9 protein-coding genes are annotated in these 14880 nt (G+C 63.9%); 2 read left to right on the forward strand and 7 right to left on the reverse strand.

Features of this window, described 5'->3' with window-relative positions:
• The first annotated feature begins 31 nt into the window (after positions 1 to 31).
• Positions 32 to 2443 carry a DEAD/DEAH box helicase gene (locus D3D01_RS02800; protein ID WP_121511160.1) on the forward strand — a complete coding sequence of 804 codons (2412 nt, stop codon included), beginning with the start codon at positions 32 to 34 and terminating at the stop codon, positions 2441 to 2443.
• Positions 2444 to 2469: 26 nt separating this feature from the next.
• Here the strand turns inward: D3D01_RS02800 and D3D01_RS02805 are convergent, their stop codons facing one another.
• The 4 genes from D3D01_RS02805 to D3D01_RS02820 all read right to left on the reverse strand — a co-directional run bounded on the left by D3D01_RS02805 (position 2470) and on the right by D3D01_RS02820 (position 6334).
• Positions 2470 to 3657 (reverse strand): sensor histidine kinase KdpD, encoded by a 1188-nt coding sequence (locus tag D3D01_RS02805; protein WP_121511161.1) that lies wholly within the window; start codon positions 3655 to 3657, stop codon positions 2470 to 2472.
• 132 nt (positions 3658 to 3789) lie between these two features.
• Entirely contained in the window at positions 3790 to 4890 is a 1101-nt protein-coding gene (locus tag D3D01_RS02810) for an AI-2E family transporter (protein ID WP_101349320.1), read from the reverse strand.
• 86 nt (positions 4891 to 4976) lie between these two features.
• Positions 4977 to 5852 (reverse strand): mechanosensitive ion channel family protein, encoded by an 876-nt coding sequence (locus D3D01_RS02815; protein WP_121511162.1) that lies wholly within the window; start codon positions 5850 to 5852, stop codon positions 4977 to 4979.
• A 68-nt stretch (positions 5853 to 5920) separates the two neighbouring features.
• Positions 5921 to 6334: an Lrp/AsnC family transcriptional regulator gene (locus D3D01_RS02820; RefSeq protein WP_004518577.1), complete on the reverse strand. Its 414-nt coding sequence runs from the start codon at positions 6332 to 6334 to the stop codon at positions 5921 to 5923.
• A gap of 102 nt (positions 6335 to 6436) precedes the next feature.
• Here D3D01_RS02820 and carA point away from each other — a divergent pair, with 102 nt between their 5' ends.
• On the forward strand, positions 6437 to 7483 hold the full coding sequence (carA, locus tag D3D01_RS02825) for a glutamine-hydrolyzing carbamoyl-phosphate synthase small subunit (protein ID WP_101349318.1): 1047 nt from the start codon (positions 6437 to 6439) through the stop codon (positions 7481 to 7483).
• Positions 7484 to 7645: 162 nt separating this feature from the next.
• Here carA and D3D01_RS02830 read toward each other — a convergent pair whose 3' ends face one another.
• The 3 genes from D3D01_RS02830 to carB all read right to left on the reverse strand — a co-directional run bounded on the left by D3D01_RS02830 (position 7646) and on the right by carB (position 14872).
• The gene (locus tag D3D01_RS02830) at positions 7646 to 8272 is read right to left on the reverse strand and encodes a PH domain-containing protein (RefSeq protein WP_121511163.1); all 627 of its coding nucleotides are present in this window, start codon (positions 8270 to 8272) and stop codon (positions 7646 to 7648) included.
• A 220-nt stretch (positions 8273 to 8492) separates the two neighbouring features.
• Positions 8493 to 11513: a PAS domain S-box protein gene (locus tag D3D01_RS02835; RefSeq protein WP_121511164.1), complete on the reverse strand. Its 3021-nt coding sequence runs from the start codon at positions 11511 to 11513 to the stop codon at positions 8493 to 8495.
• Between the two features lie 107 nt (positions 11514 to 11620).
• Positions 11621 to 14872 (reverse strand): carbamoyl-phosphate synthase large subunit, encoded by a 3252-nt coding sequence (gene carB, locus D3D01_RS02840; protein WP_121511165.1) that lies wholly within the window; start codon positions 14870 to 14872, stop codon positions 11621 to 11623.
• Positions 14873 to 14880 lie beyond the last annotated feature (8 nt).

Raw genomic sequence — 14880 nt, forward strand, 5'->3', positions numbered from 1 at the left:
CACCGATACTGCTCGTCCACGTATTCTGCCCGTGGACGACACGATTGCGTGGCTCCGGAACCGTCCGTACTACGAGGGACAGATCGTCGACCAGCGGACAGTACCCGGACGGGACGCGCGGACCGCGGACTGCGACGTGACGGACTGGCTCACCGGCGTCCTCGAAGACCGGGGCATCACGGACCTCTACACCCATCAGGTGGACGCTATCGAGGCCGTCCGCGGCGGCGAGAACGTCGTGCTCGCGACCGAGACGGCCAGCGGCAAGAGTCTCGCCTACACCGTTCCGGCGTTCGAGCGGGCGCTTGACCGCCGGGCGACAACACTATACGTCGCCCCACAGGTCGCGCTCATCAACGACCAGACCGAGACGCTGTCGGACTTGGCACAGGGCCTCGGCTTCGCCTCTGGCGTCGCTGTCGCCCAGTACACCGGCCACCAGTCGAAATCGGAAAAAGAGGCCATCAGGGAGCGCCAGCCGACGGTTTTGCTGACGACGCCGGACATGCTCCACTACGGCATCCTCCCACACGCTCATCGGCTGTGGGACTGGTTCTTCCAGCGGCTCGAAACCGTCGTCATCGACGAGGTGCACGGCTACCGCGGCGTGTTCGGCAGCCACGTCTCGCTCGTGATGCGCCGCCTCCAGCGGGTCGCCGAGCGCTTCGACGCCGGGAGCAGGGGCGCAGGAAGCGATGGCGGGACCACGGGCGGCCCGGAGTGGGTCTGTTGCTCGGCGACCATCGGGAATCCCGTGGAGCACGCGGCAGCGGTCACCGGCCAGCCCGAGTCGTCGTTCGCGCTGGTCGACGAGGACACCAGCGCCAGCGGGCCGCGACACTGGCTGCTGTGGAACCCGCCCGAGTACGAGGGCGAGGGCTGGGGCAGCGGCCGCCGCCGGTCGAACCACGTCGAGACCAAGCGGCTGTTCGTCGACCTCGTGGCGCGTGGCCTCCAGACGGTCGTCTTCGCCGGGTCGCGCCAGACCGCAGAACGGTACGCCAGCGACAGCGCCGACGAACTCCGCGACCGCGGGGAACACGACCTCGCGGACGCCGTCGGCGCGTACCAGGCCGCGCTGACCGACGAGCGCCGCCGCGAACTGGAGCAGGGCCTCCAGTCCGGCGACCTCCGGGGCGTCTGGTCGACCAGCGCGCTCGAACTGGGCGTCGACGTGGGCGGCCTCGACGCCGTCCTGCTCGACGGCTACCCCGGCACGCGGATGCGAGCCTTCCAGCAGGCCGGACGGGCCGGCCGTGGGACCGACCCGGCGCTCGTCGCGCTCGTCGGCGGCGAGGACCAGCTGGACCAGTACGTCCTTCGCAACCCCGACGCGCTGTTCGAGACGGGGGCCGAGCAGGCCGTGACCAATCCCGAAAACGAGCAACTGCTCCCGTCTCACGTCCACGCGGCCGCCTGTGAGAACTGGCTGTCGCCCGACGACGACCGCCACTTCGGCGAGACGTTCCCCGACGTGGTTTCCGGCCTCGAATCGGCCGGGAAGCTCGACCGCCGCCAGACCGACCAGGGGATGCGCTGGCTCGGCAGCGGCAGCCCACACCACGAGATGAGCCTGCGGACCGTCGACGACGGCGAGGTAAAGCTCGTGGCGAACGGGGACGTGATAGCGAAACTCTCCGTGGAAGACGCGCTACGCGATGCCCACCCCGGCGCGATTTATCACCATCAGGGGCGGCGGTACGAGGTGACCGACCTCGACCTCAACGCGGGTGTGGCCGAACTGTCGCGGACGTGGGCGGACTACTTCACGCGGGTCCTCCACGACAAGACCATCACCGTCGAGGCCGACCTCGACGAGCGGCGACTGCCGGCCAGCGGGGACGTGCCGGTCCGCTTCGCCTCGGTGACGATGCGAAAGCAGATAACCGGCTACGAGCGCCGCGACGGCTCCTCGGGGGAAGTGCTCGGCCAGCGCGCCCTCGACCTGCCCGAGACGACGCTGGAGACGAAGGCGCTGTACCACACGGTGCCGTCGGAACTGGAAGCGCAGATTCGCCGCGGCGAGTACGGACCCGACAGTGGCGACGGCGGCAGTCTATCAGGCGACGCAGTTGCTGACAGCGGCGAGGCCGGAGACTTCCCGGGCGCGATTCACGCCGCCGAACACGCCATGATTTCCATGTTCCCCTTCGAGTACCTCTGTGACCGCGGCGACATCGGCGGCCTGTCGACGCCCCGGCACCCCCACACTGACGAGCCAACCATCTTCATTTACGACGGGTACCCCGGCGGTATCGGTCTGACGCGGGCCGGCTATCACGACATCGGGCCGCTGATGGACACCACGCTCTCGATGCTGCGCTCGTGTAACTGCGCTGACGGCTGCCCGGCCTGCGTGCAGTCGCCCCACTGTGGCAACGCGAACGACCCGCTGGACAAACACGGCGCGATACACCTACTGAACGGGCTGCTGGAGCGGTAGCGGGACCGTCCAGTTCTGGAGCCGACTCAGGCGTCGTCCGTGGCCTTCGGTAGCGTGAGTCCGACGATGGTCCCCCGCGGCTCGTTGTCTTCGACCCAGACGTCACCACCGTACGCGTCGACCAGCGTCTGAACGAGATAGAGGCCGACGCCGGTCCCCGCACTGTCCGGTCGCTTCTCCCCACGTTCGAACACCGCCCGTTTCTGCTCGTCCGGAATTCCCGGGCCGTTGTCGGCGACAGTGACCTGAAACACGTCACCGTCGTCAGTCACGTCAACGACGACCGACGGCGTTGCCGAATCGTTGTGCTGGATTGCGTTAGTGAGAACGTTCCGGAACACGGAAGACAGGAGTTCGTCGGCTTGCACCTGTACCGACGGGAACTCGTCCGGGACGGTGACATGTGCGTCGGTGTATGTCGCTGTGATATCCTCGGTCACCGAAGACAGAACTGGTCCAAGGGCGACCGGCTCGGTCTCCCAGTCCGTCTGTCGCATTACCGCCGCGAGGTTTCCAGCCGTCTCAAGCAGTTCCACGGCCGACTGGCTACTCTCCTGTATCCCGTCGACGTGTTCTAGGGCGTCGCCGCTGCAGTAGTCCCGGAGCAGTTCCGCCCGGCCGCTGATGGTCTGCAGGTGGTTCGTGAGGTCGTGACGGACGATCTGATTCAGCAGGTCGAGGTTGTCGCGCTGCCGTTTCAGCTCCCGCTCGCGCTCGATCCGTTCGAGGGTAGAGAGTACGTTCTTCCCGAGTATATCGGCCAACTGCGTCTCACGTTCGGTCGGTTCGGCTCGCTCATCCGTCCCGGCAGTCAAAAGCCCGTACTCGCCGAGTGGGACGCTGATACCCCCGTGCAGCGGTGCATCCGATGCGGCTTCGTCTGTCGAAACGAGGACTCGCTGTGTCTCGTCGGATTCATACTGGTCCCACAGCCAGCTCCCGCGCTCGTGTCGCATGACCTCTCCCGGGTCGTCTGGAACCTGAACGTGCTCTCGAAGCGGGTCAGAAATCACCTCTGCTGTGAGCGCGCTGTCGGTGGCCTCCCAGAAGACGCTGAACGGGAAATCGAGAATCGCGGTTGCAGTCTCGACCGCGATTACCGCGACCTCAGACTGGTCTTCGGCGGCCATCAGTCGCCGCATCGCCACGTGCAACTCCTCGATTTGGTCCGCTGGAGGCGCCTGGGGGGGAGCGGACTCGGAGTTTGACCCCATTTTTAGTTTCTTATTTTGACTTGAATATAAATGTTCTTTTTGTATGTCACAAGGACACACTCGACGTGTCCGTCACTCACTGCTCGCTCGCGAACCCGACACACGTTCGGCTGTTGGTCACCGCTGTGGCGGCTAGCTGAAGTCTTCCAGTCGCAACTGGTCGGGGTGGATACCGTCCGGTTCGCTCGCACCGAGTAAACGGGGTAATGCCGTGTTCGCGAACGTCATGCCGACGACGAGCAGTATAGGGGCAAAAAAGAGCCCGTAGAACCCCAGCACGACCGGGCCGAGCGTATACGCCAGCATCAGGAGCCCGACGTGCGTGCTCTCGCCGCTGAGAAGTGGCCGGAGCAGCAGGTCCGGAATCGTGTCGACGACGACCACCGCGACGAGGAGGAACCCAAGGACGTACACGAGCAGCGACGACTGCCCGTCAAGCACCACCGGGAGTGCGGTGATACCGGTCAGCGGGAGGTAGATTATCTTCATCCCGACGACGGGAATCAAGCTCGCGATACCGGTCAGCGCGCCGGCGAGCGTCGGATACGGGACCTCGACGGCCGCTGGCGCGACGACGTTATAACCGGTGAATGCAGCGATAGCGATAAGCGAAATCGCCAACACGTTCAGGAGATTGCCGAACAGCACCGCTTCCAGTTCCTCGTCGACGGCTTCGAGGTACTCACGGATGATGGCCCCATCGTCGAACCGGAGTAGCCATTCGCGGATACGCCGCCCGTCCACCAGCAGGTAGTACGTGACGATGGTCGTGATGAACAGATTGAGAACGAACTGGGAAGCGACCGAGGTAAGCACCATCGCGTTTTCGCTGAGGAAGTCGACGAACGGCGTGAGCTGCCCCGACTGGTAGGCGCTGTACAGCCCCTCGACGGTGAGGTCCGGCACGGACTCTGCCCCGTCCAGCCAACTGATGTGCGTTGCAGCCACGTCAACGAGCGCGTACTGGGTCACGAACTGTCGGGCTTCGACAATGAGGAGGACGGCCGCATAGCTGACGAGCAACAGGAGGGGGATCGCCAACGAAGCCATAACGACGACCGCACGCACCCGCGCCGGAAGGCGAAGCCTGCGCAAGGAACTGTAATACCGTCGCGTCGAATAATAGAGGAAGACGGAGACGGTCAACGCCGCGATGAACTGATATGCGAGGACACTGACCACCACCGCAACAGCGAGACCAAAGAGGGCGACGACGAATCGCTTCTCGTCCATATACGTACCATTTTGTGAATAAGTATAAACGTACGGGCGCCGGGAATCCCGCAGACAGCGCGGGTCGAACCCTGTTCGGACCGGCGCTATTCGGGTCGCTCGCGCGTCGGCTTAACGCTGTCGTGGACGCCGATCTCGCCGGCGAGTTCGTGCTGGCTCGTGTCGCTGAGGTCGATGCCTTCCGCGTGGCAGTCCTCCTTCACCTGCCGGATGAACGCGGCCTTGACTGACGCGAGTCGGTTCCGCCGTTTGTTGGGAATCCAGATCCGGCCTGTCAGGATGATCGCCGTCGACGCGAGGTCGGTGACCCTGGCTGTCGGAGCTGGCTTCTCCGAGACGTGGTCGAGGTCGCGGGCGGCGTTTTCGATGATAACCTGTACCGTTTCGATATCGTCCTCGTAGCCGATACCGAACTGGTAAGAAATCCCGACGGGGCCAGTCGATGTCTGGTTCGTCACCGCGCTCGTTGCCAGTGCCGTGTTCGGGACGATGATGCGTTCGTTGTCCAACGTCCGAATCCGGGTCACCCGCAGGTCGATATCGACCACCGTCCCCTGCATCCCGTTCCAGGCGATGACGTCACCGACGTTCAGGTCCGGGTCAGTCACGATGAACGCGCCGGCGACAAAGTTCCCGAGCACGTCCTGTGCCGCCAGTCCCACTGCCAGTGTGATACCTGCCGCCAGCAGGGTCGACCCCGCAAGCGCGCCCTGAAAGCCCGCAACGCTAGCACCGATTACCACCGCAACGACAACCGACAACAGGTGGACAGCACTGGTCAGCGCACTGGCAACTGTCTTGTTAGTCTCCATCCGTGTCAGCAGCCATCGGGCCACCGGCACGGCGATCAGTCGGCCGAGAGCGTAGAGTAGCGCCGCGACCGCGAGGAACTGCGCCCCGTCGGTCGCGAGTTGGCCGTACGTCGAGGCGATGTCGATATCTAGACCCGCCGGGAGCTGCATACCGTTTCTCGTAGCCCAGCGGATATGAAATCAGGTTGTCACTTCCGGCCTCGTAGCGACCTCGCTGCTCACCCGACGCGCTCGTTCAAAATCAACCTCGTCTTCGTCCCGACAACCTCTTCGAGTTCACGCGCCTGCGTAATGAGTCCGTTGACCGCGTCGGTGTCAGCGGCGTCGACGACGACAACAATGTCCTCCTCCCCGGAAACCTGCCAGACGAAGTCGACCTCCTGCCAATCGGCGATACGGTCCGAGACCTCGGCCGTGTCGACGTTTACGTCGACGCTAACCTCGATCATCGCTTTCACGTTGCCGGTCCGCGTCGCAACGGTGAAACGCTCGATAACGCCGTCGTCGACCAGTCGTTCGACGCGGTTTCGCACAGTCCCTTCCGACGTACCGACCCGGTCCGCGATTTCCGTGTACGGGGTTCGGGCGTCCCGGCGGAGTATCGAAAGTATCTCTCTGTCGAGGTCGTCCATCGAGGTGAGATAGTATCACCGGTCGTGACTTGAGGATTGCGAAATTCGAAACTCGTCTTCGAAAGCAACCCTTATGACCGACTATAGTATACGCATCTCGTAATGGCTGACGCATACGTGGCAATCGAAGGCGACCGCGTCATCGAGGCGCGCGCTCGCGCTCCGGGGACGGCCCGCGGCGAACTGGTCTTTACAACAGCGTACACCGGGTACGAGGAGAGTCTCACCGATCCGTCCTACGAGGAGCAGGTCCTGACGTTCTCCTATCCGCTCATCGGGAACTACGGCGTCCGAGAGGAGCGCTTCGAGTCCGACCGCGTCCACCCGCGCGCGGCCGTCGCCCGCGAGATGACCGACGATGTGGCCGAGTGGCTGGCATCAGAGGGCGTTCCCGCTGTCGACCATCTGGACACGCGCGACATCGTGACCGAAATCCGCGACGAGGGGGCGATGAAATGCGGCATCGCCGCCGGTCCGGACGTGACCGAGCAGGACGCGCTCGACGAACTCCACGAGTGCAAGCACATGTCCGACCACACCGACATCGGCGCGCAGGTCTCCGTCGACGAGATGGAGGTCCACAACGAGGGCGGCGACGGCGCGACGGTCGCGCTGGTCGACTGCGGTGCGAAGGGCTCTATCGTCGAGTCGCTTGTCGAACGCGACGCCGAGGTCCATGTCTTCCCGTACGACGCCAGCGAGGACGACGTGGCCGCCGTCGACCCGGACCTGCTGTTCATCTCGAACGGCCCGGGCGACCCACAGAACTTCGAGCAGGCCGGCGAACTCGTCGAGACCTACGTCGGTGACGTGCCGCTCGCCGGCATCTGTCTCGGCCAGCAGGTCGTCGCCAACGCGCTCGGCGGCGAGACCGAGAAGATGGAGTTCGGCCACCGCGGCGTGAATCAGCCCGTCCGTGACCTGCGCTCGAACCAGGTCGTGATGACGACCCAGAACCACGGCTACACCGTCGCCGACCCCGGCGACAAACTGGACGTGACTCAGGTCAACGTCAACGACGACACGCCGGAGGGGCTGGAGAACGACGACCTGAACATCATCACGCGCCAGTACCACCCCGAGGCCAACCCCGGTCCGCACGACTCGCTTGGCTTCTTCGACGATGTGCTGGGGATGGCGGGGGAATAGCGCGGTTCGGAGCGAGCAACGCGAGCGAGAACCGCGAGACGCGAACGGCGCAGCCGTGAGCGGGGAGAGCCCGAGCGTAGCGAGGGGTCTCCGAATGCCCGAGCGGGGAACGAAGTGCTCTGGGAACAGTAACGCGGTTTGCACGCGCCTGAGCCACGTCTTTCAGTCGCTGTCGTCGTCGATTGGCTGCCCGCGATAGTACGTCGTCTGGTCGCTGTCTTCGGTTTCGTGTGTGGTGTCTTGCGGTGCAACGGGGCGGCCGCGATACATCACCCGGTTGGCGGTGTCGTCGCCGTCGATTGCGTCCGGACTGTCCTGCTGGTGTGTCTCGATGAACTCGGCGGCCGCGTTGAGTGTTGCTTTGTCGGTCTTGCGGTGTACCCAGCAGTGGTACATTTTCCGTGGGGTGCGGAGCGCGAGGCGGTGCGCTCGGAACCCGGACTTGGTGGTGACGTCGGCGACCGACTCGTGTGGGATCTCGATGACATCGTCGTCCTCGGCTTTCCCAATGAGACAGAGGGTCCGGCGGCCGGTGACCAGAATGACTGTCCGGCGGTCGCCGACCGGTGAGTCGGTCTTGCGTTTCGTCCCGCGTCCGATGCCGCGCTTCCCGTTGGTCAGGAGATACGCCGGGGCTTCAGCCCCGTCGAGGTACGTCAGCGGTGGGTTGTTCAGCGGTGGTGACTCGGAGAAGCGACTCTTGTATCCAGCGAGGACTCCCGCCGTGACCGAATCACCGGGGGCCATCTCAGCGACTGTCTCCGCCCGCTTGATGACGTCCTCTCTCATCGACTTCCCGGAGCAGCGACAGCGATTGCAACGCGATCCATACAGCTAATGTCACAGCCCCGGAGATGAGTGTTACGAACGTGCCATTATTGGCGCAGAACAGGACATGTAGTCACCAATACCCCATTTATTACTATTTATAGCCACAATATCGACACAACAGTTATGAGATAGAAGACTTGCTTCGGTACGCAGAAAAAGCTGCGAAAGCACAGACACGCTATGACTCCTGCCTGACGCCTCTGAATTCGAACCGTGCACCGCCGTCGTCGCTTTCTGTCACGGACACCGACCAGTCGTGTGCTTCTGCGATCTCCTTAACGATAGCGAGCCCGAACCCGGTGCCTCCGTCAGTGGTGGTGTAGCCGCTCTCAAACACCGTTTCGTGTTTTTCTGGCGGGATACCATCGCCATCATCGGCAACATAGAACCCTGAACCGTCGAGTTCACCGATTTTGACAGTGACGTCTGAGCCGCCGTGTGTCACGGCGTTGTTGATGAGATTTTCGAGGAGTTGACGAACGCGGCTCTCGTCGGCATGGATTGGGCTTTCAGCCGGGATTTCGAGGGTAGCGTCGTCAGTCTCGACGGCCCGCCAGCAGGACCGTGCAGTCGATTCGAGGTCGAGCGGCTCCGTCTCCGACACTGTATCCCCCTCGCGGGCGAGGGTTAGCAGGTCCTCAATGAGCTCCTTCATGCGGTCGATTGCGCGGAAACAGCGGTCGAACTGCTCGTCCTCGCCGGTGTCTCTGGCAAGGGTGAGCGAACCTTCGAGGACGCCGAGCGGGTTCCGGAGGTCGTGACTGACGATGCTCGCGAACTCTTCGAGCCGGTCGTTCTGTCGCTCCAGTTCCTCGCGGTACTCGATCCGGTCAGAGATGTCCCGTGAAATGACAACGAGCCGAGTGACCGCCCCGTCAGCGAAGATCGGCGTTACCTGTGTTTCCCAGACACCGGTGGGGCCGAGGTCCCGCTCCTCGTATGTGATGGTCTCGCCAGCCGAGGCACACCGCTCGTAGTGGTCAGCGATTCGCCGACCGATGTCCGGACCGGCGGCCTCGACCGGGGTCTGCCCGGTCAGCGAGTCGGTGTCGAATCCGGTCTGGCGTTCGTAGGCCTCGTTCGTCCGGACGTAGCGGAACGTCTGCTCGTCTGCCGACCCCTCGATGTCGACGAGCGCGATAGCGTCGTTCGTGTTCTCGAACACTGCCTCATACTCGTCAGTGAGTCGGGCCAGTTCCTGTTCGCGCCGTTTCTGGTCGGTGATGTCGGTCGCGACGACACAGAGAGCGTAGGGCTCGCCGTCCTCGTCGAGTATCGGTGTCTTCCGCGTCAGATGTGTTCGATCTGTCCCGTCGACAGGGATCACCGTTTCGACTTCGACGGTCTCTTTCTGTTCGAGGGCCCGCTGATCGTCGGCGTGGGTCTGCTCCGCGATGTGGTCCGGGAGAATATCGTAATCGGACATTCCGACGACGGACTCGTCGGCGTCGATCCCGTAGAGGTCACGGGCCGCGCTGTTGATGAACAGAAATCGACTATCGGTGTCTTTCATCAGGATGTAGGTCGGGGCTGTGTCGAGAATGACCTGGAGTTTGCGGCTCGTGTCTTCGAGTTCCTGTTTCCGCTCTTTGTGGTCGGTCACGTCCTGATGGATCCCCACTGCACGAACCGGGTCGCCGTTCTCGTCGCGTTCGAACACCTTGCCGATGTCGCGGATCCACCGGTACTCACCAGTGGCCGTCCTGAGCCGGTGGTCACATTCGTAGATCTCCGTCTCGCCGTCGAGATGGGCGTTCAGCGCCTCGTATGTTTGCTCGCGGTCCTCCGGGTGTATCAGTTCGTCCCAGGTGTCGACCGTGGGTTCGAGTTCGTCCAGCGAGTACCCGAGCATGTCGGCCCACCGCTCGTCGAAGGTGACCGCGTCCGTCTTGACGTTCCAGTCCCAGACGCCGAGTTCGGCACCTTCGAGCGCGAGTTCGTGCCGCTCTGTGAGCGTTCTGAGTTCTTGCTGCCGGTCGAGTCTGGAAAGCGCCTCCTCGGTGTTCGCAGCGAGGGTTCGCATCAGCGAGACCGATGCGTCCTCGAACGCGGCGGCGTCAGTCGAGCCGGCGACCAGCACGCCGTGGTCGCCCAGCGGGAGTAGTATCTCGCTGCTGATGTCGGTGTCGGGGTTGTAGCGGTCAGGGTGAGTGGAGATATCGTCGAAGACGCGCTGTTCACCGGAGTCGAACACCTCCCAGACGAGACTGTCACCCTCGCTAAACGTCGGGTGCTCGCCGATACTCGCCTGTGCCTGGTCGGTCGCCGCGGCCGGTCTGAGAAGGTCGGCTGACTCGTCGGCGAGAAAGACAGCGCTGAGCGGCAGTCCGAGCGGGTCGCGTGCGGTTTCGACGACCAGTGCGGCGACATCCTCGCGAGACTCGGCGTGCATCAGCTCCCGCGTTGTGTCGTGCAACGCCTCGATGCGCTGCTGTCGCCGCCGACGCTCCGTTATCTCCTGAAACTGCGAGAATATCGCGACAGTCTCTCCGTTCTCTCGGATGATGCGGTTGTGCCACTCACAGACAATCTGCTCACCGTTACCGGTCTCGATATCGAGTACCGTATAGTAGCCGCCGCTGCCTTCCTGCAGGGCCGTGATCGTCTCTTCGACTGCATCCCGCGACGAGTCCGGAACAAGCGTCTCAAATCCCGTGCCGACGAGCGCCGACTCCGCTCGCTGCAGGATTTCTTCGCCTTTCTCGTTGACCTGCGCCACCTCAAAGCTCTCGTCCCACTCGATGACGCCGAGCGGCGACTTATCGATAAACAGCGAGAGTCGCTTCCGGCTCGCGTCCAGTGCTTGCTGTGATCGGTACTGCTCGACCGCGTTAGTGATGCGGTTGGCGAGAATCGTGTACTGGTCAGTCCCCTGCTGCTTCTGGAGGTAGTCAGTCACACCGGCCGAAATGGCCTCACTGGCCACTTCCTCGGAACCTTTCCCAGTAAAGAGGATGAACGGGAGGTCTTCATCGACAGCCCGGACAGATTCCAGAAATTCGATGCCGTCCTGCCCGGGCATATCGAAATCGGAGACGACACAGTCGATTGGTTCTTCGCTGAGCCGGGTGAGTCCCTCGTTCGCCGACGTTGCCGAGACCACGTCGAACCGGTCGTCGGTACGGCTGAGAAACGCTGCCGTCATCGACGCGAACTCGGGGTCGTCCTCGACGTGGAGGACACGTACGGCATCGGCCATGAATGATACATGGGCGGGTCCAACGAATAAGTATTTGTGCCCGTCTGTTCGAGTGATCGGAATCAGTGCTACCGCAATGAGCGACCTGTCCCTGACGGGCGGTCGGGTTACTCAGCGCCCCACTCGCGCTGGGTCTTTGGCCGCTCGTCAATGGCCTGTACAGCGAGTGGCTGGTCGGCGGAGTTGATCGCTTCAAGCGCCGCCTCAGCGCTCTCGTGGGTCGAGAAGTACGTCACCGTCTCCTCGACACAGGCTTCAAGCACGTCGCGGTCGCGGGAGAGGACGAGGTCGACCTCGCCGCTCTGGATGGCGTCGATGATGGCGTCGGTGTCCTCGTAGTCGTCGAAGTCCCGCACGTCGAAGTGCTCCTCGAAGCCGAGGATGGGCAGGTCGACGATGGCCGTGCCTTCGAGCGGGATTGCCTTGCCGACGGCCATCTGGGCCTTCTGGTAGGCCTTGCCGAAGGAGCCGGCGGTGCCCATGACCTCGCCGGTTGATTTCATCTCGGGGCCGAGACGCGGGTCCGAACCCGGCAGGCGGTCGAACGGCAGGACGACCTCCTTGACAGAGACCTGCTCGGGAATCTGCTCCTGCACGTCAAGGTCGGACAGCGACGCGCCGGACATCACCTTGGCGGCGATTTTGGCGATTGGGACGCCGGCGGTCTTGGAGATGAACGGGACAGTGCGCGAGGAGCGCGGGTTCGCTTCGAGGACGAACACCTCGCCGTCACGCACCGCCAGCTGGACGTTCAGCAGGCCGACCGTATCCAGCGCGTCGGCGATGTCCTCGACGACCTCGCGGATGCGGGGCATCACGTCCTTGATTTCCTGGGAGCGGGGCGGAATCATGCAGGCCGAGTCCCCGGAGTGGACGCCGGCGGTTTCGACGTGTTCCATCACGCCGCCGATGAGGATGTCGTCCTCGTCGGCGACAGCGTCGACATCCAGTTCGACGGCGTCGGCGAGGAACTCGTCGACGAGAATCGGCTTGTCCGGGCTCACACGGACGGCCTCCTCGATGTACGTTTCGAGGTCCTCGTCGTTGTACACCACGTCCATCGCGCGGCCGCCGAGCACGTAGCTCGGGCGCACGAGGACCGGGTAGCCGATGTCGTGGGCCAGCTCAAGGGCCTCCTCCTTGGAGGTCGCGGAGCCGCCCTCGGCCTGTGAGATGCCGAGTTCGTCCATCAGTTTGTTGAAGCGGTCGCGGTCCTCCGCGAGGTCCATCGCGTCGACGGACGTGCCCATAATCTCACAGTCGAGATCGCGGCGCTTGAGTTCCTGTTCGAGCGGGTGGCCGATGTCGACGGAGGTCTGGCCGCCAAACTGGACCATCACGCCGTCGGCGTTGGTCGCCTCAATGACGTCGGCGACCTCCTCGGCGGTGACCGGCTCGAAGAACAGCCCGTCGGAGGTGTCGTAGTCGGTCGAGACCGTCTCGGGGTTGTTGTTGACGACGTGGGCGTCGATGCCCAGTTCCTCCAGCGCGCGGACGGCGTGGACCGAGCAGTAGTCGAACTCCACGCCCTGCCCGATGCGGATGGGGCCGCCGCCGACGACGACGACGCTCTCTAGGTCGGGGTCTATCTGGAGTTCGTTGCGGTCGATGCCCGACAGCGGGTCCCGCGTCGAGTAGTAGTACGGCGTCGTCGCCTCGAACTCGCCGGCGCAGGTGTCGACGAGCTTGAAGTCGCGGTCGGTCGTGTCCGTCTCGACGTTCTCGATCTGCACACCGCTACCGTCGGTCGCCGCCTCGACTTCCGGCTCGTCGCCGCCGTCTTGGTCGAGGTCGGCCGGGAGCCAGGAGACGTGCGTGTCGTTGAACTCGCCGCCGGCCAGCGCGGTTATCTCTTGGTCGGTGAAGCCGGCCTGTGCAGCGGTCTCGTAGTCACCATCGCGGGCGGCCTCGGCGGCGTCGGCGACCTCCTTGAACCGCTCGACGTACCACTCCTTGATGTCGGTGATGTCGACGACTTCCTCGACGGTGTAGCCGCGACAGAACGCCTCTAACATCGCGTACGGGCGGTCCGGCGTCGGCTTCTCGAGGTACTCCGTTTCCAGTTCCGCGTCGGCTATCTCGTCGAAGTCCGCGGCCGGATTGTACTCCGAGGAGCGAAGCGCCTTCAGCAGGCTCTCGGGGAAGGTCCGCCCGATTGACATCGCCTCGCCGGTCGATTTCATCGCCGTCGAAAGCTCGAACTCGGTGTCCTGGAACTTGTCGATGGGCCAGCGTGGCACCTTCGTCACGACGTAGTCGATGGCCGGCTCGAAGGCGGCGGTCGTCTCGCCGGTAATCTCGTTGTCGATTTCGTGGAGCCGTTTGCCGAGCGCGACCTTCGCTGTCACGCGGGCGATGGGGTAGCCGGTCGCCTTCGAGGCCAGCGCCGAGGAGCGGGAGACGCGGGGGTTGACCTCGACGACGCGGTACTCGCCGCCGGGCGTGCCGTCGTCGTGCCAGGCGAACTGGATGTTACAGCCGCCCTGGATGCCGAGGTCGCGGATGACCTTCAGCGCGGAGTCGCGCATCTCCTGGTGGCCCTCGTCGGGGATGACCTGCGAGGGCGTGACGACGGTCGACTCCCCGGTGTGGATGCCCATCGGGTCGATGTTCTCCATGTTGCAGATGATGATACAGGAGTCGTCGGCGTCGCGCATCACTTCGTACTCGAGTTCGACCCAGCCCGAGATGGACTCGGTGATGAGGACCTCGTTGTTACGCGAGAGGCGCAGGCCCTTGCGGACGCGTTCGATGAGTTCGTCCATCTCGTCGACGACGCCGGAGCCGGACCCGCCCAGCGTGTACGTCGTGCGTGCGATGACGGGGAGCCCGCCGACCTCGTCGACGGCGGCTTCGACGCGGTCGACCAGCGACTCCTCGTCCAGGTCCGTGACCGACTCGCCCTCGTCGAGCGTGATGGTCGTCGAGCGGGGCACCGGCTCGCCGATGTCCTCCATCCGCTGTTTGAACAGGTCGCGGTCCTCCGTCGCGTAGATAGTGTCCAGTGGCGTCCCCATCACGTCCACGTCGTACTCGTCGAGGACGCCCTCCTCGGCGAGTTCGGCCGTGACGTTCAGGCCGGTCTGGCCGCCCAGACCGGCGATGACGCCGTCGGGGTTTTCCTTTCGGATGATCTCAGAGATGGCCTCAGTGTTGATGGGTTCGAGATACACCTTGTCCGCCATCTCCGGGTCAGTCATAATCGTCGCCGGGTTCGAGTTCACGAGCACGACGCGGGCACCCTCTTCCTGGAGGGCGCGACACGCCTGTGCGCCGGAGTAGTCGAACTCGGCCGCCTGGCCGATCTTGATCGGGCCGCTGCCGATGAGCAGGATTGTACGGTCCTCGTCCGCTGTCATTGTACGAG

It is taken from the genome of Haloarcula sp. Atlit-7R, from assembly GCF_003666065.1.
GTDB lineage: Archaea > Halobacteriota > Halobacteria > Halobacteriales > Haloarculaceae > Haloarcula > Haloarcula taiwanensis.

Bases quoted from the DNA above. Each gene is read 5' to 3' on its own strand.
- D3D01_RS02805 (WP_121511161.1), bottom strand. From the start codon at position 3,657: ATGGGGTCAAACTCCGAGTCCGCTCCCCCCCAGGCGCCTCCAGCGGAC.
- D3D01_RS02810 (WP_101349320.1), bottom strand. From the start codon at position 4,890: ATGGACGAGAAGCGATTCGTCGTCGCCCTCTTTGGTCTCGCTGTTGCG.
- D3D01_RS02815 (WP_121511162.1), bottom strand. From the start codon at position 5,852: ATGCAGCTCCCGGCGGGTCTAGATATCGACATCGCCTCGACGTACGGC.
- D3D01_RS02820 (WP_004518577.1), bottom strand. From the start codon at position 6,334: ATGGACGACCTCGACAGAGAGATACTTTCGATACTCCGCCGGGACGCC.
- carA (WP_101349318.1), top strand. From the start codon at position 6,437: ATGGCTGACGCATACGTGGCAATCGAAGGCGACCGCGTCATCGAGGCG.
- D3D01_RS02830 (WP_121511163.1), bottom strand. From the start codon at position 8,272: ATGAGAGAGGACGTCATCAAGCGGGCGGAGACAGTCGCTGAGATGGCC.
- D3D01_RS02835 (WP_121511164.1), bottom strand. From the start codon at position 11,513: ATGGCCGATGCCGTACGTGTCCTCCACGTCGAGGACGACCCCGAGTTC.
- carB (WP_121511165.1), bottom strand. From the start codon at position 14,872: ATGACAGCGGACGAGGACCGTACAATCCTGCTCATCGGCAGCGGCCCG.